This is a genomic window from Citrobacter sp. 506 (assembly GCF_050434985.1).
In the GTDB taxonomy this organism is placed as follows: Bacteria; Pseudomonadota; Gammaproteobacteria; order Enterobacterales; family Enterobacteriaceae; genus Citrobacter; species Citrobacter braakii.
The window spans coordinates 1,447,023-1,467,457 of the sequence record NZ_JBNDJN010000001.1; the positions used below are offsets into that span (position 1 = coordinate 1,447,023).

General features: G+C 53.3%; 19 protein-coding genes, 1 pseudogene and 1 riboswitch. Of the genes and pseudogenes, 7 read left to right on the forward strand and 13 right to left on the reverse strand.

What is annotated here, in order from left to right; genetic code table 11:
- Position 1: 1 nt before the first annotated feature.
- The 4 genes from moaD to moaA all read right to left on the reverse strand — a co-directional run bounded on the left by moaD (position 2) and on the right by moaA (position 2,249).
- Positions 2–247, reverse strand: coding sequence for a molybdopterin synthase sulfur carrier subunit (gene moaD, locus ABIE10_RS07180; protein ID WP_016152348.1), 246 nt, complete (start codon positions 245–247; stop codon positions 2–4).
- Complete coding sequence (gene moaC / locus ABIE10_RS07185; RefSeq protein WP_003035188.1) at positions 240–725, reverse strand: cyclic pyranopterin monophosphate synthase MoaC; 486 nt, start codon at positions 723–725, stop codon at positions 240–242. Before moaC ends, moaD begins: the two co-directional genes overlap by 8 nt.
- 2 nt (positions 726–727) lie before the next feature.
- Positions 728–1,240, reverse strand: a complete 513-nt coding sequence (gene moaB, locus ABIE10_RS07190) for a molybdenum cofactor biosynthesis protein B (protein WP_016152347.1) — start codon at positions 1,238–1,240, stop codon at positions 728–730.
- A gap of 19 nt (positions 1,241–1,259) precedes the next feature.
- On the reverse strand, positions 1,260–2,249 hold the full coding sequence (moaA, locus tag ABIE10_RS07195; RefSeq protein ID WP_279265141.1) for a GTP 3',8-cyclase MoaA: 990 nt from the start codon (positions 2,247–2,249) through the stop codon (positions 1,260–1,262).
- Positions 2,237–2,382: riboswitch (molybdenum cofactor riboswitch) on the reverse strand. (Overlaps the previous gene by 13 nt.)
- Positions 2,383–2,774: 392 nt before the next feature.
- On the opposite strand from moaA, the gene yvcK reads away from it, so the two are divergent.
- On the forward strand, positions 2,775–3,683 hold the full coding sequence (gene yvcK, locus ABIE10_RS07200) for a uridine diphosphate-N-acetylglucosamine-binding protein YvcK (protein WP_016152345.1): 909 nt from the start codon (positions 2,775–2,777) through the stop codon (positions 3,681–3,683).
- Positions 3,684–3,747: 64 nt separating this feature from the next.
- Here yvcK and nhaC read toward each other — a convergent pair whose 3' ends face one another.
- The 3 genes from nhaC to uvrB form a co-directional block, all read right to left on the reverse strand.
- Positions 3,748–5,214 carry a Na+/H+ antiporter NhaC gene (nhaC, locus tag ABIE10_RS07205; RefSeq protein ID WP_429155148.1) on the reverse strand — a complete coding sequence of 489 codons (1,467 nt, stop codon included), beginning with the start codon at positions 5,212–5,214 and terminating at the stop codon, positions 3,748–3,750.
- A 15-nt stretch (positions 5,215–5,229) separates the two neighbouring features.
- Complete coding sequence (locus ABIE10_RS07210) at positions 5,230–6,441, reverse strand: trans-sulfuration enzyme family protein (protein ID WP_141875006.1); 1,212 nt, start codon at positions 6,439–6,441, stop codon at positions 5,230–5,232.
- Between the two features lie 316 nt (positions 6,442–6,757).
- Positions 6,758–8,779: an excinuclease ABC subunit UvrB gene (gene uvrB / locus ABIE10_RS07215; RefSeq protein ID WP_016152344.1), complete on the reverse strand. Its 2,022-nt coding sequence runs from the start codon at positions 8,777–8,779 to the stop codon at positions 6,758–6,760.
- 770 nt (positions 8,780–9,549) lie between these two features.
- On the opposite strand from uvrB, the gene ABIE10_RS07220 reads away from it, so the two are divergent.
- Positions 9,550–10,272, forward strand: a complete 723-nt coding sequence (locus ABIE10_RS07220; RefSeq protein WP_047359446.1) for an ATP-binding cassette domain-containing protein — start codon at positions 9,550–9,552, stop codon at positions 10,270–10,272.
- On the opposite strand, the gene bioD is transcribed toward ABIE10_RS07220, so the two are convergent.
- From bioD to bioB, 4 genes are read right to left on the reverse strand one after another with little or no spacing between them, the layout of a single operon-like run.
- Positions 10,238–10,936: a dethiobiotin synthase gene (bioD, locus tag ABIE10_RS07225; protein ID WP_286455099.1), complete on the reverse strand. Its 699-nt coding sequence runs from the start codon at positions 10,934–10,936 to the stop codon at positions 10,238–10,240. The genes ABIE10_RS07220 and bioD overlap by 35 nt on opposite strands.
- Positions 10,929–11,684 (reverse strand): malonyl-ACP O-methyltransferase BioC, encoded by a 756-nt coding sequence (bioC, locus tag ABIE10_RS07230; protein WP_181632741.1) that lies wholly within the window; start codon positions 11,682–11,684, stop codon positions 10,929–10,931. The genes bioD and bioC overlap by 8 nt, the downstream gene beginning before the upstream one ends.
- On the reverse strand, positions 11,668–12,825 hold the full coding sequence (gene bioF / locus ABIE10_RS07235) for an 8-amino-7-oxononanoate synthase (protein WP_286455100.1): 1,158 nt from the start codon (positions 12,823–12,825) through the stop codon (positions 11,668–11,670). Before bioF ends, bioC begins: the two co-directional genes overlap by 17 nt.
- A complete protein-coding gene (bioB, locus tag ABIE10_RS07240; RefSeq protein WP_029139462.1) occupies positions 12,822–13,862 on the reverse strand; it encodes a biotin synthase BioB in 1,041 nt (346 codons plus the stop codon). Before bioB ends, bioF begins: the two co-directional genes overlap by 4 nt.
- Positions 13,863–13,938: 76 nt before the next feature.
- Here bioB and bioA point away from each other — a divergent pair, with 76 nt between their 5' ends.
- The 5 genes and pseudogenes from bioA to ABIE10_RS07265 all read left to right on the forward strand — a co-directional run bounded on the left by bioA (position 13,939) and on the right by ABIE10_RS07265 (position 17,150).
- Positions 13,939–15,228 (forward strand): adenosylmethionine--8-amino-7-oxononanoate transaminase, encoded by a 1,290-nt coding sequence (gene bioA, locus ABIE10_RS07245; protein ID WP_286455101.1) that lies wholly within the window; start codon positions 13,939–13,941, stop codon positions 15,226–15,228.
- 358 nt (positions 15,229–15,586) lie between these two features.
- Positions 15,587–16,021 carry a hypothetical protein gene (locus ABIE10_RS07250; protein ID WP_153690586.1) on the forward strand — a complete coding sequence of 145 codons (435 nt, stop codon included), beginning with the start codon at positions 15,587–15,589 and terminating at the stop codon, positions 16,019–16,021.
- A 171-nt stretch (positions 16,022–16,192) separates the two neighbouring features.
- Positions 16,193–16,453 (forward strand): hypothetical protein, encoded by a 261-nt coding sequence (locus ABIE10_RS07255; protein WP_429155153.1) that lies wholly within the window; start codon positions 16,193–16,195, stop codon positions 16,451–16,453.
- Positions 16,422–16,574 (forward strand): annotated as a pseudogene (locus ABIE10_RS07260) (gp53-like domain-containing protein); the annotation flags it as partial. The gene ABIE10_RS07255 and the pseudogene ABIE10_RS07260, both read left to right, overlap by 32 nt.
- 99 nt (positions 16,575–16,673) lie before the next feature.
- Complete coding sequence (locus tag ABIE10_RS07265) at positions 16,674–17,150, forward strand: kinase inhibitor (protein WP_429155154.1); 477 nt, start codon at positions 16,674–16,676, stop codon at positions 17,148–17,150.
- Between the two features lie 56 nt (positions 17,151–17,206).
- Here the strand turns inward: ABIE10_RS07265 and hutH are convergent, their stop codons facing one another.
- Positions 17,207–18,727: a histidine ammonia-lyase gene (gene hutH, locus ABIE10_RS07270; protein WP_047501300.1), complete on the reverse strand. Its 1,521-nt coding sequence runs from the start codon at positions 18,725–18,727 to the stop codon at positions 17,207–17,209.
- Between the two features lies 1 nt (position 18,728).
- Positions 18,729–20,414 (reverse strand): urocanate hydratase, encoded by a 1,686-nt coding sequence (gene hutU / locus ABIE10_RS07275; protein WP_286455102.1) that lies wholly within the window; start codon positions 20,412–20,414, stop codon positions 18,729–18,731.
- Between the last annotated feature and the right edge of the window lie 21 nt (positions 20,415–20,435).

Sequence of the window (20,435 nt, forward strand, 5' to 3'; positions counted from 1 at the left end):
CTTAGCCTCCGGTTACCGGTGGGAAGAAAGCCACTTCGTCACCCGCATTAAGGGGATGGTCAAAACTGACCAGCGTCTGGTTTACCGCGGCCAGCAGCTTGCCGTCTTCCAGCGCCAACGCCCAGCGATCGCTTTTTGCCGCAAGACTCCGGCGCAGCGCTTCTACCGTTGCAAACTCAGCGGCGACTTCTATCGCATCCGTGTTCACCAATTCCCGTACCTGAGCAAAGAAAAGAACCTTAATCATGCGCATCCACCTTAAAATCTCCCGATTTGCCGCCGCTTTTAGCCAGCAGACGCACCGGACCAATCACCATATCCTTTTGCACCGCTTTGCACATATCGTAGATAGTCAACGCTGCCACGGAGGCCGCCGTTAACGCTTCCATTTCGACGCCGGTTTTCCCGGTCAGGCGACACAGCGTTTCAATGCGTACGCGGTTGTGTTCCGGCTCGGCGTGCAGATTAACTTCAACCTTGCTCAACATCAGCGGATGGCACAGCGGGATAAGATCCCAGGTCCGTTTGGCGGCCTGAATACCGGCAATACGCGCCGTGGCGAAAACGTCGCCCTTATGGTGGCTGCCGTCGATAATCATCGCCAGCGTTTCGCTACGCATGGTAACGAATGCTTCTGCACGCGCCTCGCGTACGGTTTCCGCTTTGGCGGAGACATCCACCATATGCGCTTCGCCAGCGGCGTTAATATGAGTCAGTTGCGACATACTTATTTCTTCAAATGTGGGTGGAAATTACACGGACGCGTACGGGCATCGAGCTGCGGCGCAATGATATTTTCCCATGCGGTACGACACGCTTTAGTCGACCCCGGCATGGCGAAAATCAGCGTTTTGTTGGCCACTCCGGCAATCGCCCGGGATTGCAGCGTCGCGGTGCCAATCTCTTCAAACGACAGCATACGGAATACTTCACCAAACCCTTCGACTTCTCTGTCAAACAGCGGTTGCAGCGCTTCTGGCGCCTGGTCCCCTTCGGTTAAGCCCGTGCCGCCTGTAATGAGCACGACCTGCACATCCTCACTGGCAATCCATGCAGAAACCTGGGCGCGAATGGCGTAGCGGTTCTCTTTGACAATCGCCTTGTCGACAATCTGATGACCCGCCTCTTGCGCCGAGTCACGCAGATAATGGCCGGAGGTGTCATCTTCTTCGCCGCGACGGTTGGAAACAGTAAGAATAGCAATGCGTGTCGGGATAAATTCAGCGCTTACCTGACTCATGAAAAACTCCTTTTAGCGATCAGCCGCCAATGTAAGATAAGTTTTGCGTAATACCGGTATTGTTCTGATGCAGGAAATGAGTCTGCTTTTTCTCCAGCAGCGCGGCTGAAATGCGTTCTTCCAGCGCCGACTGCTGAGTGTCATCTTCCAGCAAATCACGCAGGCTTACACCGCCTTCACCAAATAAACACAGATGCAGTTTGCCGACAGAGGAAACGCGCAGACGGTTGCAGGTGGCGCAGAAGTCTTTCTCATAAGGCATGATCAAACCAATTTCACCAGCATAGTCAGGATGACAGAAAACCTGAGCCGGGCCGTCGCTGCGCTGTCGGATCTGGTGGATCCAGCCGCGACGCAACAGCTCATCACGCAGGACCTGGCCTGAGATATGGTGTTTACGGAAGAGAGAGCTGCCCTCGCCCGTTTCCATCAGTTCAATAAAGCGTAGTTGGATAGGACGGGGCTGAACCCACGCCAGGAAGGTGTCCAGTTGATGATGGTTTACGTCGCGCATCAGCACGGTATTGACTTTCACTTTTTCAAAACCCGCATCAAAGGCTGCGTCAATGCCTGCCATCACCTGCTGAAATTTGTCCTGCCCGGTAATGGCGTGAAACTGACGGGCATCGAGGCTGTCGACGCTGACGTTAAGTGCGGTCAGTCCGGCATCGCGCCAGGCAGCGGCATCACGCGCCAGACGATAACCATTAGTGGTCACCGCAATCTGACGGATGGCATCGTTTTCGCGCACGGCGGCGATAATGTCGGTAAAGTCGCGACGCAATGAAGGTTCGCCCCCTGTCAGACGCACTTTTTCCGTTCCCAGACTGGCGAACGCGCGCGTAACGCGGCGAATTTCATCAACGGTCAAAAAGCCGTTATTGGTGACACCGCCGGGCTTATAGCCATCCGGCAGGCAGTAGGTGCAACGAAAGTTACACACATCGGTAATCGACAAACGTAAGTAGTAAAACTTACGTGCGAAAGCATCGGTAAGTTGAGAGCCCATGTACACCTTTCCAAATACGGGAGACGTAGTCATTTCTTCCTACGCCCTGGTGACAAACTTATTCAAGTATTGTCACGGCCAAAGCACCGTATCATTTGACCCAGGTGCAGAGGCTAGAGTGTTTATTCTCGTCATACTTCAAATTGCAGAAGCGTGGGCTTTGTTCGTTCACCCCAGTCACGTACTTATGTCCGCTTACGGGGGATTCTCTCGCTCACTGCCTTCCTGCAACTCAAATTATTCAGAGTACATTGTGGTTATGCCGATACTAGCGTGTAAATGACGCTTTTGCCATGTACACTTTCGTTGTATAAACACATACATAGCGAAATGATCGTGCAATTTCGCTACAGAATAAGCAAAAACCACAGTTTTGCATTGATATACATCATCTTGCCGGCAGGTGAATCTCGTCAGAAAGGAGTAGATCGCAGAAAAAAATTACGCCAGATTCCGCCTGGATAATTGCTGAAAACACACTATTTACGTTACTGTAGCGCCGATCAATTGATATCAGGAAAATATATGCGCACTCGCACGCTGGCAGATCTGGACCGCGTTGTCGCTCTCGGCGGAGGGCATGGATTGGGACGCGTTCTCTCCTCTCTTTCCCCTTTAGGTTCACGCCTGACGGGGATCGTCACCACGACCGATAACGGCGGGTCGACAGGTCGTATTCGTCGCTCTGAAGGAGGAATTGCCTGGGGAGACATGCGTAACTGTCTGAACCAGTTAATTACTCAACCCAGCGTTGCATCCGCCATGTTTGAGTATCGTTTTGGCGGTAATGGTGAGCTTTCCGGGCATAACCTCGGAAATCTGATGTTAAAGGCGCTCGATCACCTCAGCGTGCGGCCTCTGGAAGCCATCAATTTAATTCGTAGTCTGCTGAAAGTTGACGCGCATTTAATTCCGATGTCGGAGCTGCCGGTGGATCTGATGGCTATCGACGATCAGGGACATGAAGTCTATGGCGAAGTGAATATCGATCAGCTCACCATCCCGCCTCAGGAACTGATGCTGTCGCCAAAAGTCCCCACCACGCGGGAGGCAGTTGAAGCTATCGCCGAAGCGGATTTGATTTTGATCGGACCCGGCAGTTTTTACACCAGCCTGATGCCGCTCCTGCTACTCGACGAATTGGCGCAGGCATTACGTCGCACACCTGCCCCGATGGTCTACATCGGCAATCTGGGTCGTGAGTTAAGCCTGCCAGCAGCCAGCCTGACGCTTAACGATAAGCTGGCAATCATTGAACAGTACGTTGGCAGGAAAGTGATTGATGCGGTGGTTGTAGGCCCGAAAGTGGATGTATCCACCGTTACCGACCGCGTTGTTATTCAGGAAGTGCTGGAAGCCAGCGACATTCCCTACCGCCATGACCGCCAGCTATTGCATTACGCGTTGGAGAAAGCGGTACAGGCGCTGGGGTAATACCAAGTGCGTGATTAGCATACAATCCTCATCGTAATGAGGATTGTACTTGTAGCTTATTGCATTAACCTCTCAGCACAGGTACCTGCTCGGCGGATATTGGCTCTTCGTATCTTGTGCCAAAATTAGACCACCGGGCAAGAATGGCAAAGAATACGGCCATAACCAGGCAACTTAAATTGAACAAAACCCAGGGTGCATAATCCAGCGTCGCCACCCCCAGCGTCTTCGCCATGAACATACCAGAAATTGTCCAAGGGAAAAGTCCTTCAAGTAGCGTGGCTCCAGACTCCATTGATCGGGACATATTAACCATATGCAATTTTTTGTTTTTAAAACAAGGATCATAAATATTCTTCACCAGAAAGAAACTGATGACTGCATTGCCAGTGCAGGCAACTAATAGAGAACTTGTGAACATTGTCGCCAACAGAGTACTGGTCACCGTTTTTAATTTCTGAACCAGTCGCCCAAGCAGCACATTAAGGCCACCAGAAACATCAAGTGCCGAAGCGAACATAAATGCACAAAGCATAACCACAATTGGGCTAACCATTGAATACATACCGCCACGATTAAGCAATATATTAATATTTTTAGTCGTAGATTCATTCATCGCGACATCTGAAAAATTGCTGATCATATTGGTATTAAAGCCATTAATCGATGCTTGAACGAGGTCCATCATGGTAAACGGCTGAAAAATTGCGCATATTGCCAGAGCAAAAAAAGAAGATGCGATCAAGACAATAATGGTATCCCATTTTTTTATCGCACCAATAAAGACCAGCAATGTCGGTAATATTAATAAGGGGTTAAGCCAGAATAATGAGTTTAGCGCTTTTTTCATGACCGGGATAGTATCTAGTTGGATTGAATTTACCACATTTAAATCTAACCCCGCGATATAAAACCCCAGGCAGGCAATCAAAAAAGCAGGAACCGATGTATACAACATATTTCTAATACTTTGATAAAGCTCAGCCCCCGCAGCTAACGCGGCCATGTTTGTGGTATCTGATAAAGGAGATAATTTATCACCAAAATAGGCACCGGAGATAACGGCTCCAGCAGTAATCGGCAATGACACATTCATCGCCGACGCAACGGCAACCAACGCCACACCAATTGTTCCTGCGGAACCCCATGAAGTGCCTGTAAATGTCGAGATGCAAACCGTCACTAAAAAAGCTGTAAGATATAAGTAAGCTGGGTTGATAATTTCCAGGCCATAATAGACCATTAACGGAATGGTACCACTAACCATCCAGCATCCAATCAACATACCGATCGACAGTAGAATTAACATTGCAGGGACGGCATCTTTTATTTTTTCTGTAAAAGTCTGGAGAATTTCCTTCCAGCCCGCGCCATAGTATCTGGCAAAAAAACCTGTAATAATCGTAATAACAATTAAGATAAATTCAACTGGGTAATTTAAAACCCCAATACCTATAAAGAAAACCAGGAAAATAGCCACTAATAACATCAATGCTGCATAAAAGCTCGGTTGCTTATTTGTGCTTACCATGTTATTTTCCCGCTATTAATATGTTTTTATAGAATCAAACGCATTCTCTAAGTCCGCGATTAACACCTCTGGAGATTCCTGTCCAATTGAAATCCTAATTAAACCAGGCGCCATCCCATCTTTGCATATTACATCCTGGTTATAACCGCGATTTGGAGAAATAATCAGGCTTTCATATCCCCCCCAACTGCACCCCGGTTTGAAAATTCTACAACTATCAATAATGGCTTTAACTTTTTCAAAACTGCCATCTTTAAGTTCAAAACTAATGAGACCAGAAGTACCAAACATTTGTTGTGAAACAATTTCACGTTGTTTTGCATCAGCCATAAGAGGGTGACAGATATTCTCAACCTCTGCTCTGCTATTGAGAAAAGTAAGAATTGCATAGGTATTATTCTGATGTTGTCTCATGCGCAGCGGCAACGTTCGTAAACCGCGAATCACTAGCCATGCACTATCCGGGGCCAGCACTGCGCCAAGAAGCTGATGTGAAAAATCACGAATAATATCAAGATAGACTTTTGCGCCTACCACAGCACCCGCCGTTAAATCACTGTGACCGCCGATATATTTAGTACAAGAGTGGAGCACTAAATCGAAACCAAGAGTCAATGGCTTTTGGAAGAGTGGCGTAGCCCATGTATTATCAATGGCAGTAATAATATTATTCTCTTTCGCCAACCCTGCTATCATCTGCAGATCCACAACTCGCATGGTCATTGTTCCTGGGGATTCCGTGTATATCATACGAGTATTAGGCTTTATTTTCTGCCGAATATCCTCGACATCGCCACTGAGAACAATGTCATAGTCAATACCAAAGCGTTGTTGCATTTGCTTCACCAGCACAACTGTTGGACCATAAACATTATTCACCAGAATAATATGGTCGCCACTTTTCAGCAGGCCAAACAATGTTGCGCTTATCGCGCCCATGCCCGAGCCAAAAACTTTGCAGGCCGCGCCACGCTCCAACGCTGCCAGTTTATGCTCTAACAGTTCCGTTGTTGGGTTAAGCCCCCGTGAATAGATGTACCGTTCAGCTTCGTGCTGCATATCATCACAGTATTGCTGATAGCTCTGCTGCACAAACAGACTGGTTTTTACTAGCGGAGGGCTGACTGCACCAAAATTTTTCTGGTGTTGTTCACCAACTCCAGAACATATCATGGCGTCCTGAACGGCATAATCATTCTCAGCGTAATTGCATATTATCTCTTTCATAATTTTCCTTTATATTTTCGTCAGGGAAATTTCTATAACAGGACAATTATAAAAAAAAGGAACAATGACAGCCTTTTGCTTGCTGCCAAAATGCTGAAAGAATCGTCAGAAATGTAAAGAATAAAACGATGAGATTCACAAAGCTGAAAAACAAAAATCAATTCAGCAAAGAATCAATTAGAGTGAGTGCATTAATTTTAAGAATAATAAATGGCAATAGAAAAACGAATAATATAATTATAAATGATAATACATTCTGTATTTTTCCAATCGCCATGGCATTTACGCGATGGCGAATTGGAAAGTGGAAACAATCTTACGATGCCGCGATAAACAACTCGCGCAGCTGATGCAACTGGTCGCGGATCGTCGCAGCCTCTTCAAATTCAAGATTCTGCGCATGCTGCATCATCTGCCCTTCCAGCTCATGAATCTTCTGCTGCAGCGCTTTTGGCGTCATATCCAGTTCGACAATTTCAGACTTCGCGCCTGCGCGTGACTTCCCTTTGCCTTTCGCCTTAGTCTTCGCAATATTCTGACCCAGCGCCAGAATATCGACCACTTTCTTGTTCAGCCCCTGCGGCGTAATACCGTGTTCTTCGTTGTAGAGCTGCTGTTTCTCACGACGGCGTTCAGTTTCACCTATCGCCTTAGCCATTGAGGCGGTAATTTTGTCACCGTAGAGAATAGCCTTCCCGTTGATATTACGCGCCGCACGGCCGATGGTCTGAATAAGCGAACGTTCAGAACGCAGGAACCCTTCTTTGTCTGCGTCCAGAATCGCCACCAGTGAGACCTCAGGCATGTCCAGACCCTCACGTAACAGGTTGATACCCACCAGCACGTCAAACTCGCCCAGACGCAGGTCACGAATGATTTCCATACGTTCCACGGTATCGATGTCTGAGTGCAGATAGCGCACCCGCTCACCGTGCTCTTCGAGGTATTCGGTGAGATCCTCTGCCATCCGTTTCGTGAGCGTAGTGACCAGCACACGTTCGTTAATCGCCGCACGGATGCGGATCTCAGACAGCAGATCGTCAACCTGCGTCGCCACCGGGCGTACCTCAATGATAGGATCCAGCAGGCCGGTCGGTCGTACTACCTGATCGACGACGTCATCACCGGATTTCTCCAGTTCATAGTTGCCCGGCGTCGCTGAGACGTAGATGGTCTGCGGGGCCAGCGCTTCAAACTCTTCAAATTTAAGCGGACGGTTATCCAGCGCCGACGGTAGACGGAATCCGTATTCGACCAGAGTCTCTTTACGCGCCCGGTCACCACGATACATACCGCCAATTTGCGGGATAGTGACGTGGGATTCATCCACCACCAGCAGGCCGTCGGCAGGCAGGTAATCAAACAGCGTCGGCGGCGGCTCGCCGGGGCCACGCCCGGACAGATAGCGGGAGTAGTTTTCAATCCCCGAGCAGTAACCCAGCTCATTCATCATTTCCAGATCGAACTGCGTACGCTGACTTAGCCGCTGTTCTTCCAGCAGTTTGTTATTTGCCAGCAGGACCTTACGCCGCTCTGCCAGCTCCACTTTGATTTCTTCCATCGCCTGCACGATACGTTCGCGCGGCGTCACGTAGTGCGTTTTAGGATAGATGGTGTAGCGCGAAATCGTGGATTCAACCTGCCCGGTAAGCGGGTCAAACAGCGATAAACGTTCGACCTCTTCATCAAACAGTTCCACGCGCAGCGCAATGTCGTCGGATTCAGCCGGGAAAATGTCGATCACTTCACCACGCACGCGGAAGGTTCCGCGCTGAAATGCCTGATCGTTGCGGGTATATTGCAGTTCCGCCAGGCGGCGCAGGATCGCACGCTGGTCGATAATCATCCCCACCGTCAGGTGCAGCATCATTTTCAGATACAGATCCGGATCGCCCAAACCATAGATAGCGGAGACTGACGCGACGACGACGACATCCCGACGTTCCAGCAGCGCTTTGGTCGCCGACAGACGCATCTGCTCAATATGTTCGTTAACCGAGGCATCCTTCTCGATGAAGGTGTCAGAACTTGGAACGTAGGCTTCCGGTTGATAATAGTCGTAGTAGGAGACGAAATACTCCACCGCGTTATCCGGGAAGAACTCTTTCATCTCACCGTACAACTGCGCGGCCAGCGTCTTATTGGGAGCCAGCACCATGGTAGGCCGCTGCAAGTCCGCAATTACGTTAGCGATGGTGAATGTCTTCCCCGAGCCCGTCACCCCCAGCAGCGTCTGATGCGCCAGACCATCCTCCAGCCCTTCTTCCAGACGGCGAATAGCCTCAGGCTGATCGCCAGAGGGTTTAAAAGCGGAATTTAGTTTGAACGGTTTACTCATGAGCAGCTACCTGAAGCAATGGGCGGGCAGGTGTGTAATTTTACTCGCAGTCGTATATTTTGCCAGTAAAATATACTGGATGAAAAAACAGTAACGCACCAGAATATTTCTGATACGCCATCAGAATGACCGTGACCGCAGGCTAAAATTTGGCCTCAGACAAGATAAAACACCAGCAAAAACGTGTTATCCCCAAAGCAATGACTTTTTTAACATTTGTCAAGCTGCCCGATGAAAGTTTTGTGGCAACGCATGACACTTCTGCGACAGCCATTGATTTTATCTAAGATTCTGTAATTTAATGACTATTATCCCGAGCCGTCTTTCGCATCAATTTAGTCGCAGGCCGCGTCTTCTCTCGCTTACATTGTGTTTTCTAACTCTAATACACAAGGTTATCCACAGGAATAGTGGATAACTGCCTCCAGCCCGTATGGACTGTAGCCTGGCAAAAACGCCCTCACTCCCTTTTCCGGAGGGATAAAAAAAATTTATCGCTATTTTTTGATATTTATCAGCTAACGAAACGGCCTGGAATGGCCGGGATCTTGCTCGCATTTTCATCATTTTCTTGCCTGCACCATTACGACACCGCCAGGCACTGGCAATGTGCACAAAACAACGCCAGCCCTCCGGCCAGCCAGACGTTACCGCCTGCGCGGCACACTCTCCTGCTGTTTTTTGACCCCAATCCCTCTTCTGGCAAGAGAATTGCAATTTTCTTCCGACGACCTGTACGTGGGGCGGATAGCATCATGCTGGAGGAATCTATGTTGAGTCTTCGCGCAGTGAATCATTATTACGGTAATCAACACTCCCTATGGGATGTGGATCTCGACCTGCTGCCCGGTAAATGTACCGGTGTGTTGGGGCTTCCAGGGATGGGAAAGACTACACTGACCAATTGCATTATCGGCAATTTACCGATCGAAAGCGGCACCATGTTCTGGCATCAGGCTGGCGCACCACCGCGCGACCTGAGTCCCATTCCGGCGGCAAATCGCATCGCGCTGGGCATTAACTACGTTTCACAAGAGAGACGGATTTTTTCGCAATTGACGGTAGAGGAAAATCTGCATATTGCGCGCCAGGCGGTTGAGGAAAGCGAAACGATGAACAGCAGTGATATTTACCGCCTGTTTCCGCAGTTGTTCGTACTGCGTCAGGCCAAAGGGGCGGCATTATCGGAAGATGATCAGCACCAGCTTGCGCTCGCCAGCGCGCTGGTCACACGCCCGCGCCTGCTGATCCTCGATGAGCCCACGCGGGGAAGTGGCCAGGCATATATCCACAAGCTGGGGAACCTGGTGGTAAGGTTAAGCCAGGAGCTCGGCATCGCCATAATGCTCGCGGAGCAGAGCCTGCCGTTTATTCGTCGGGTCGCTGACTGCTACTGCCTGTTACACCGTGGGCGCAACGTGGCTCAGGGGCAAATCACACAGCTCAGCAACCCGCTAATCACCGACTGGGGGGCGCTACAGACAAAACGCTAAGATCGATATAACGTCCTGTCGATGCCCGCTCCGGCTCTTCTGCCAGCCAGGGAATTTCCCCCAGCAGCGGAGCCGCAAGCACACGCCTGAGCGTTGCCATATATTCAGCATGACGCTTGCCAGGTGGCGTCACATCATTGGCGACCCATCCGGCAAGCGTCAGCCCGGCCTGCTGCACCGCCTGGGCGGTCAGCACAGCGTGGTTGATGCAGCCGAGCTTAACGCCAACCACCAGAATAACCGGCAGCTGCTCTGTTTTCACCCAGTCAGCAAAACTCAGCGTTGGCGAAAGCGGCGTAAACCACCCTCCGGCACCTTCCACCAGCACCCAGTCAGCCTGTTGTTCCAGCGAGCGTAAACCCGCAGACATTACTGAGGCCTGAATGGGGCGACCTTCGTCCGCGCTGATGATATGCGGTGAGGTAGGTTCCGCGAAGGTATAGGGGTTGATAGCCGCATAGTCCACCGTCACAACGCTGTTGCGCTGTAATGCCAGGGCATCGCTATTGCGCAGACCTTCAACCGTCATTTCACTACCCGACGCCACTGGCTTATAGCCGACGGTTCGCAATCCCCTCTGCCCCGCCGCCTGTAGCAACGCGCAGCTGGCGATAGTTTTCCCCACTTCGGTATCCGTCCCGGTGACAAAAAAAGTGTTAGTCACGTTGAATCACTCCCAAAAATAGATGATAGGTCAGCGGATATTTCCCCTGCTGGCAGGGCCAGGCTAGCTGTAGCTGGCGCAACTGTGAGCGGGTGAGGACGCGCGGCTCGCGGCCATCATGCAAATGCGTCGCGCCAATGCCCTTCAGCGAGCGCATGGCGCTCAGCGCATCGTCAAACCACAGCGTGACGGCATGAGACTGGTATTCAACGTCCCACCCATGCAGGGCGTTTTCCAGTTGCTCCACGGGCAAAAAACGATTGGCGTGCTCCCGCTCATCAACCGCTCGCCACGCCTGACGAAGTTCCGGCATTGACCCCTGCGCCAGGGTACTAAACGCCACCGTCCCGCCAGGACGCACCACCCGGTAAAGCTCGCGTAACGCGCCGCGCAGATCGCTGCACCACTGTACGGCCAGATTGCTCCAGGCCAGGTCGAAAGTAGCAGCAACCTGCGGAATGGCTTCAATATCCGCCAGCAAATAACGATGGGCGACATCGTGACGCTGTGCTTCAGTCAGCATTTGCGCCGACAGATCCAGCGCGCAGACCTCGCTCCCCTGCTCCCGCCAGTAACGGCTCATACGCCCGGGTCCGCAGCCCGCATCTAAAACCTGAGAGAATGCCCGACCATCGAGTCGCGCCAGTAACGCATCGGCGCTCTGACGCTGGAGTTCCGCGTGTTGCTCATAGTGAGTAGCCGCACGACCAAACGCGGCAGCAATCGCCTGCTTATTGACCTGCGCCATGCAGCACCTCCAGTAAGCGATCGATATCCTGGACTTCATGCGCCTGGGTCAGCGTAAGCCGCAGCCTGGCCGTACCAACCGGCACCGTCGGTGGGCGAATAGCCGTCACCCAGCATCCCTGTTGACGTAATGCCTCCGCCAGCTGCAAGGCTTTATGATTGTCGCCCACGATCAGTGGCTGAATGGCGCTGTCTGACTGCGCCAGCGTTAAGTCCGGCGTATTCACCCCAGCGCGAAAACGCCGGATCAGCATCGCCAGTTTTTCTCTGCGCTCATCGCCTTCGCGGCTGCGGATCACCTCCAGCGCGGCGCGCAAGGCCTGGGCCTGCGCCGGAGGCATACTGGTGCTGTAGATCAGATGACGGGCAAACTGCAGCAGATAATCGGCCACGCTGTCTGAGCACAAGATTGCCGCGCCGCTGACGCCAAACCCTTTGCCAAACGTGACCACTAACAGCTCGGGTTTCACCTGCTGTCGGGAGCACGAACCGCGCCCTTCCTCACCGCTCACGCCAATCCCGTGCGCATCATCCACCAGCAACCACGCGCCCTGCCGCTCTGCTACCGCGTGAATTTCCGCCAGCGGTGCGCTATCGCCATCCATGCTGAACACACCTTCAGTGACCACGAGTTGTTGCCCCGGACAGGGGGTGGTCAGCAGACGTTCCAGATGTTGGGGATCGTTATGGATAAAGCGACGTAGCACGGCAGGGCTAAGGCTGGCAGCTTCCAGCAGTGAGGCATGGCTGAGCCGGTCAGCAACAATCCGGTCCTCTTTGCCCATCAGCGCGGCAATAACCGCCTGATTAGCGGCAAAACCGGAGATAAACAGTAGCGCCCGTGAATAGCCGAGCCATTGCGCCAGCTCATCCTCCAACGCCTGATGAGCAACGGAATAACCGCTGACATGACCCGAGCCGCCGCTGCCGACGCCAAAACGCTCAGCGCCTTGCTGCCACGCGCAGATAATATGCGGATGGTGGCTTAAGCCAAGGTAGTCGTTGCTGGAAAAATTCAGGTATTGGCGACCGTCGGCCTGCAGCCAGCGACCGGCACCCTGCGTCACCGCATAGCGCCGACGCAACGCATCAGCACGACGACGCGCCGTTAACGCATCGTCTATTTTTTGCTGCCAGGTCATACGGTTGCCGCGTTGTAGTATTCGTCGGTATCTGGGGTACGCAGCGCCTGCTCCAGGCGTTGCTGCTGTTCGTTATCACCCGCCAGCACCGCCGTTTGCTGCGGATTGAGACCCAGTTTGCGAAACAACAGCAAATCCTTATCTTCGTTCGGGTTCGGCGTGGTCAGCAGTTTGCAGCCGTAGAAAATCGAGTTAGCCCCGGCCATAAAGCACATCGCCTGGGTTTGTTCGTTCATCTGCTCGCGTCCGGCTGAAAGACGGACATATGAAGTCGGCATCATGATCCGCGCCACGGCGATAGTACGAATAAAATCAAAGGCATCCACATCGTCATTATCGGCAAGCGGCGTGCCTTTCACTTTCACCAGCATGTTGATCGGCACGCTTTCTGGCGGCGTTGGCAGATTCGCTAATTGCAGCAACAGACCCGCACGGTCGGTCACCGTTTCCCCCAGTCCCACAATCCCGCCGGAGCAAACTTTAATGCCCGCCTCACGCACTTTATCCAGCGTATCCAGGCGCTCCTGGTACGAACGGGTTGTGATGATATTGCCGTAGAATTCCGGCGAGGTGTCGAGGTTATGGTTGTAGTAGTCCAGACCCGCATTAGCCAGCCGCTGGGCCTGATTTTCGTTCAGCGTACCCAGCGTCATACACGCTTCCAGCCCCAGTTCTTTTACGCCCTGAACCATCTGTTCCAGGTAAGGCATGTCGCGTTCGTGTGGATTCTTCCACGCCGCGCCCATGCAAAACCGCGTTGAACCGGCCTGTTTCGCTTTACGCGCAGAGTCCAGTACCTGTTCAACCTCCATCAAACGTTCCGTTTCCAGACCGGTTTTATAGCGGGAGCTTTGCGGGCAGTATTTGCAGTCTTCCGGGCAGGCACCGGTCTTAATCGACAGCAGCGTACTGACCTGAACCTGCCGCGGATCAAAGTGCTGACGGTGAACCTGCTGCGCTTCAAACAGCAGATCCAACAGCGGTTTTTCAAATAATTCGGTGACTTGCGACATTGTCCAGCGAGAAGAATGAGCCATATTGGTATACGTTTCGTTATGAGTTTGGTGTAGACTCGTAAACCTAAATCTTTTTAATTTGGTTTACAAGTCGATTATGACAACGGACGATCTTGCGTTTGACCAACGCCATATCTGGCACCCTTACACCTCCATGACCTCCCCGTTACCGGTTTATCCGGTGGCGCGTGCCGAAGGTTGCGAACTGATTTTAGCCAGCGGTGAGAGGCTGATAGACGGCATGTCATCCTGGTGGGCGGCGATCCACGGTTACAATCACTCACAGCTGAACGCCGCGATGAAAACGCAGATTGATGCCATGTCACATGTGATGTTTGGCGGCATTACCCATGCCCCGGCCATTGCGCTGTGCCGCCAGTTGGTGGCGATGACGCCAGAGGCGCTGGAGTGCGTTTTTCTCGCGGATTCAGGTTCGGTCGCCGTAGAAGTAGCAATGAAAATGGCGCTGCAATACTGGCAGGCCAAAGGCGAATCCCGTCAGCGTTTCCTGACATTTCGAAACGGTTATCACGGCGATACCTTCGGCGCGATGTCGGTCTGCGATCCCGACAACTCGATGCACAGTCTGTGGAAGGGTTATCTGCCGGAGAACCTGTTTGCGCCCGCCCCGCAAAGCCGCATGGACGGCGAGTGGGACGAACTGGATATGGTGCCTTTTGCCCGCCTGATGGCCGCGCATCGCCACGAGATTGCGGCGGTGATCCTTGAGCCGATTGTGCAGGGCGCTGGCGGCATGCGCATGTATCATCCCGAATGGTTAAAGCGCATCCGTAAGATGTGCGACCGTGAAGGTATCCTGCTGATTGCCGATGAAATCGCCACCGGATTTGGTCGTACAGGCAAGCTTTTTGCCTGTGAACACGCCAACATAACTCCAGACATTTTGTGTCTGGGCAAAGCGTTAACCGGCGGAACCATGACCCTTTCCGCCACCCTGACCACGCGTCAGGTCGCGGAAACCATCAGCAACGGTGAGGCCGGATGCTTCATGCACGGTCCAACCTTTATGGGTAATCCGCTGGCCTGCGCCGTCGCCTCCGCCAGCCTGTCGTTACTCGAAACCGGTGAGTGGCGCTCACAGGTAGCGGCTATTGAAGCGCAACTGCGGACAGAACTCGCCCCGGCGGCAGACTCCAGTTGGGTAGCCGACGTGCGCGTACTCGGCGCCATCGGTGTGATCGAAACCACGCATCCGGTGAATATGGCGGCGTTACAGAAGTTCTTTGTTGAACAGGGCGTGTGGGTACGACCGTTTGGCAAACTGATCTATCTGATGCCGCCGTACATTATTCAGCCCGATCAGTTGCGTCGTCTGACCCAGGCCGTAAACGAGGCTGTGCGCAGTGCAACATTTTTTAGCGATTAATCAGCGCCCGGTCCGGACGTGGAAAAGTGGAACAGCCCGGATTATTCGATGACTGATTAAGTAACAATATTTAGACATGAAGGCCGGATTATTCCGGCCTTTTTTTATTTGCATCAAAGAAATTGCAAATCGTTTTATATCAATGCTGAGCAAAAATTGACGGGTGATTTAGTAAGCGATAGCGTGAATTTGTCACGTAAGTGATTAAAGTGAAAGGATTTTATGAGATTTTCCTTAAATGGAGTTTTAAGAAAATGGCTATTCCAGCTTATTTATGGCTCAAAGATGACGGCGGCGCTGATATCAAAGGTTCCGTCGATGTTCATAGACGTGAAGGCGGCCCGCTTGAGGTTGTACGATGAAACGGCTCGCATTGTTGCTACTACTTCCGTTTATTGTGGCCACTTCAGCAGCTGGCGAAGTGAACTGGCCCGATGCGCTGAAAGGCGTGGCTACGGGCGATCAAGCGTGGCTGAATAAAACGCCAGAACTCGCGGCTGCGGCAGATGTTAAGCAGGCCATTAAACTGGAAGATGCTTTATCTGCTGCCCTAACAGCAAATACAACCGGCGCTCTTGATGCGCTCAGCGTCATTGACGCGGGAAAATGGCCGCACATGCTCGGGACTGATATTGTCTGCGGAGTGCCTGTTGAAGCTCCAGCAACCGTTGAGGATTTTTATCAGCGGACACGTCCTGCGTTGTTAAGCACTGATAAGGGCGCTCGCTGCTTGTGGTTCCTCGAAGCAACATATGAGGAATGGAAAGCAGACAAAGCCCGTCAGGTTAAGTAAGATAATTAACCCGGTCAATATGGCCGGGTCCTTTCCTCCGCTTCCCTTTGATTTTTCGTGCCGCAGCCGCTCCCTGAATACTCAACACCACACAATAACCGCTCATGCAGTGGGTTTAACCGACAGCACCGGCACGCCGCACACGTTCCGGCACCCAGTAAGGATTATTAAATGACATTTCACGTCCCAACCGTTGCGAAAAGTACCGACCGCCAGTTACGCGATATTCAGAACGCGCTACCCGATGAGAACGCCGACACCAGCAGCGACAGCGACTACGCCGTCTGGGCTAATGCTGTATCAGGCGTGGCGGACGATCTCTACGCCTATCAGGGCTGGATTATTCGCCAGATTTTCCCTGACACCGCCGAGAAGGAGTATCTGGAGTTTACTCGATGCCGCACTGGCTGGACTGGTCACCAGTGCGAATAAAGTATCCTACTTCACCGGAGAGGATAAGGCAGCGCTGGCTGATTTAACTTCTGTTGGTCGTGACATTATCAGCAAGAACGCTATTGCCGACATTCTCACATACCTTGGTTTGCACGAAACCGGATTTGCCACCCTTGATTGAACGCAAAACAGTCCAGAATATTTCGCCACGCTACATACGGTTCCTGGCTACACTTTTTGGCTAACGAGAGGAGTCAGCATGAAACTAATCAGTAACGATCTGCGCGATGGCGAAAAGCTTGCGCATCGCCACGTCTTTAACGGCGTGGGGTATGACGGGGATAATATTTCCCCGCATCTGGCGTGGGATGACGTGCCCGCAGGGACCAAAAGCTTTGTCGTGACCTGCTACGATCCTGATGCACCAACCGGCTCCGGCTGGTGGCACTGGGTGGTGGTAAATCTGCCAGCAGATACCCGCGTACTCACGCAAGGCTTCGGCTCCGGGCTGGTTGCGCTGCCGGATGGGGTGATTCAGACCCGTACGGATTTTGGGAAAGCAGGTTATGGCGGTGCTGCGCCGCCGAAGGGGGAAACCCATCGCTATATCTTTACGGTTCACGCATTGGATGTGGAGCGTATTGATGTCGATGAGGACGCCAGCGGCGCGATGGTTGGCTTTAACGTTCACTTCCACTCGCTCGCCAGCGCCTCGATTACGGCGATGTTCAGTTAAGCTGTGTTGTGCCGGATGTCGGCTTCGCCGCATCCGGCCTACTAAACAAGGCTTATCTACAGAAATTCAGGCATCAATTTCAACAACGTCCCCTGGGCTAACAGTTCGGTTGCGCACTCAATATCCGGAGCAAAAAAGCGATCCTGCGTATAGTGGGCAACCTGCTCGCGCAGAGCCTGGCGCGCCTGCTCCAGCAGCGGGCTTGAGGTTAACCCTTCACGCAGGTCAATCCCCTGACACGCCGCCAGCCACTCCACGGCAATCACGCCGCGCGTATTCGCCGCCATCTCCCACAACCTGCGGCCCGCTGCCGGCGCCATAGACACATGATCTTCCTGGTTGGCGGAGGTCGGCAAGCTGTCCACGCTGTGCGGATGCGCCAGCGCTTTGTTCTCGCTCGCCAGCGCGGCCGCGGTTACCTGAGCAATCATAAAGCCGGAGTTCACCCCGCCGTTTTTCACCAGGAACGGCGGCAACTGCGACATATGTTTGTCCATCATCAGCGCAATGCGTCGCTCTGATAACGCCCCGATTTCCGCAATCGCCAGCGCCAGATTATCTGCCGCCATCGCCACCGGTTCAGCATGGAAGTTGCCGCCGGAAATGACATCGCCCTCTTCGGCAAACACCAGCGGGTTGTCGGAAACCGCGTTGGCTTCTACCAGCAGGACCTCCATTACCTGACGCATTTGCGTCAGGCACGCCCCCATCACCTGCGGCTGACAGCGCAAAGAATACGGATCCTGCACTTTTTCACAGTTATGATGCGACTGGGAAAGCGCGCTGGTGTCGGTCAACACGTGGCGGTACAGCGTTGCGGCATCAATCTGCCCACGCTGTCCTCGTGCGGCATGAATACGGGCATCAAACGGACGACGAGAGCCTAAAACGGCTTCGGTGGTCAGCGCCCCACACACCGTCGCAGACGCAAACAGCTCCTGGGCTTCAATTAACCCGCGCAGCGCAAAGGCTGTGGAAGCCTGGGTACCGTTGAGCAGCGCCAGCCCTTCTTTCGCCTCCAGCGTAATCGGCTCCAGCCCGGCCTTTTTCAGCGCTTCGGTCGCCGGAAGCCATTCCCCCTGCCAGCGCGCTTTACCTTCGCCCAGCAGCGTCAGAGACATATGCGCCAGCGGTGCCAGATCGCCCGATGCGCCCACTGACCCTTTCGCCGGGATCAGCGGATACACCTCGGCATTCACCAGCGCAATCAGCGCTTCAATCACGCTGAGACGAATACCCGAAAAACCCCGCGCCAGGCTGTTGATTTTCAGCACCATAATCAGGCGTACCATCGCGTCATCGAGCGCCTCACCAACGCCTGCCGCATGGGAAAGCACCAGCGAACGCTGTAAATTCTGCAAATCTTCCGTGGCGATACGGGTCTGAGCCAGCAGGCCAAAGCCGGTATTAATGCCATACGCCGTACGGCCTTCAGCGACAATATTATTGACGCAGGCGACGCTTGCGTTGATCGCATCAATCGCCCCGGCATCCAGGCTCAGTTTGACCGGCTGCTGCCAGATGTCGCGCAGTTGCGCAAAGCTCAGATGACCCGGCGTTAATGTCATGGTGTTCATATCAGCGTTTCTCCTGCGTCGCCGCGACCATCGGCAAATTCAGCCCTTCTTCGACGGCGCAATCCACCGCAATGTCATACCCGGCGTCGGCGTGGCGCATCACCCCGGTAGCCGGATCGTTATGTAATACCCGGGCGATACGCGCTGCGGCTTCATCAGTGCCATCGCAAACAATCACCATCCCGGCATGCTGGGAGAAGCCCATTCCTACCCCGCCACCGTGATGCAGTGACACCCAGGTTGCACCGCTGGCGGTGTTAAGCAGCGCGTTCAGCAGCGGCCAGTCGGATACTGCATCAGAACCGTCGCGCATGGCTTCGGTTTCGCGGTTCGGGCTGGCGACGGAGCCGGAATCCAGATGATCACGGCCAATAACAATCGGCGCAGACACTTCGCCGCTGCGCACCATTTCATTAAACGCCAGCCCCAGTTTTTGACGCCATTCCAGACCGACCCAGCAGATACGCGCCGGTAATCCCTGGAAGTTAATCCGCTCACGCGCCATATCCAGCCAGTGGTGCAGATGCTTATCGTCAGCCACGATCTCTTTCACTTTGGCATCCGTTTTATAAATATCCTGCGGATCGCCGGAAAGCGCCACCCAACGGAACGGGCCAATGCCGCGGCAGAACAGGGGGCGAATATAAGCAGGGACGAAACCAGGGAAATCAAAGGCGTTTTCCACGCCCATCTCTTTGGCCATCTGGCGAATGTTGTTGCCGTAATCAAACGTCGGCACGCCCATTTTGCTGAACGCCAGCATTGCCTCGACGTGCGTTGCCATTGAGCGTTTCGCCGCCTGTACCGTGCCCTGCGGATCGGACACCGCTTTCTCCTGATACGCTTCCCAGCTCCAGCCGGACGGCAGATAACCATGCAGCGGATCGTGGGCGCTGGTCTGGTCAGTGACCATATCCGGGCGCACACCGCGCTTCACCAGTTCCGGCACAACGTCGGCGGCGTTAGCGCATAGCGCAATGGAGACCGCTTTCCCCTCACGGGTGTACTTTTCGATACGCGCCAGCGCGTCTTCAAGCGATGTCGCCTGCTCATCCACGTAGCGGGTACGCAGACGGAAATCGATCCGGCTTTGCTGGCACTCAATATTCAGCGAGCAAGCACCTGCCAGCGTTGCGGCTAACGGTTGCGCCCCACCCATGCCGCCCAGCCCGGCGGTCAGCACCCAGCGTCCGCTCAGGTTACCCTGATAATGCTGACGCCCGGCCTCAACGAAGGTTTCATAAGTCCCCTGCACGATGCCCTGGCTACCGATGTAGATCCAGCTCCCGGCGGTCATCTGGCCATACATCGCCAGCCCTTTGGCGTCCAGCTCGTTGAAGTGTTCCCAGGTAGCCCAATGTGGCACCAGGTTGGAGTTGGCAATCAGTACGCGCGGCGCATTGTCATGGGTTTTGAAAACGCCAACCGGTTTACCGGACTGGACCAGCAGGGTCTCATCGGTCTCCAGTTTGGTCAGCGCGTTGACGATGGCGTCATAACATTCCCAGTCCCGCGCGGCGCGACCAATCCCGCCGTATACCACCAGCTCATGCGGATTTTCCGCCACATCGGGATCCAGGTTGTTCATTAACATGCGCAGCGGCGCTTCGGTCAGCCAGCTTTTGGCCGTTAACGTGGTGCCGCGTGGGGCACGAATATCCTGCTGACGGTACTTGCTATGAGACATGGTAGAGCACTCCTCGCGAAC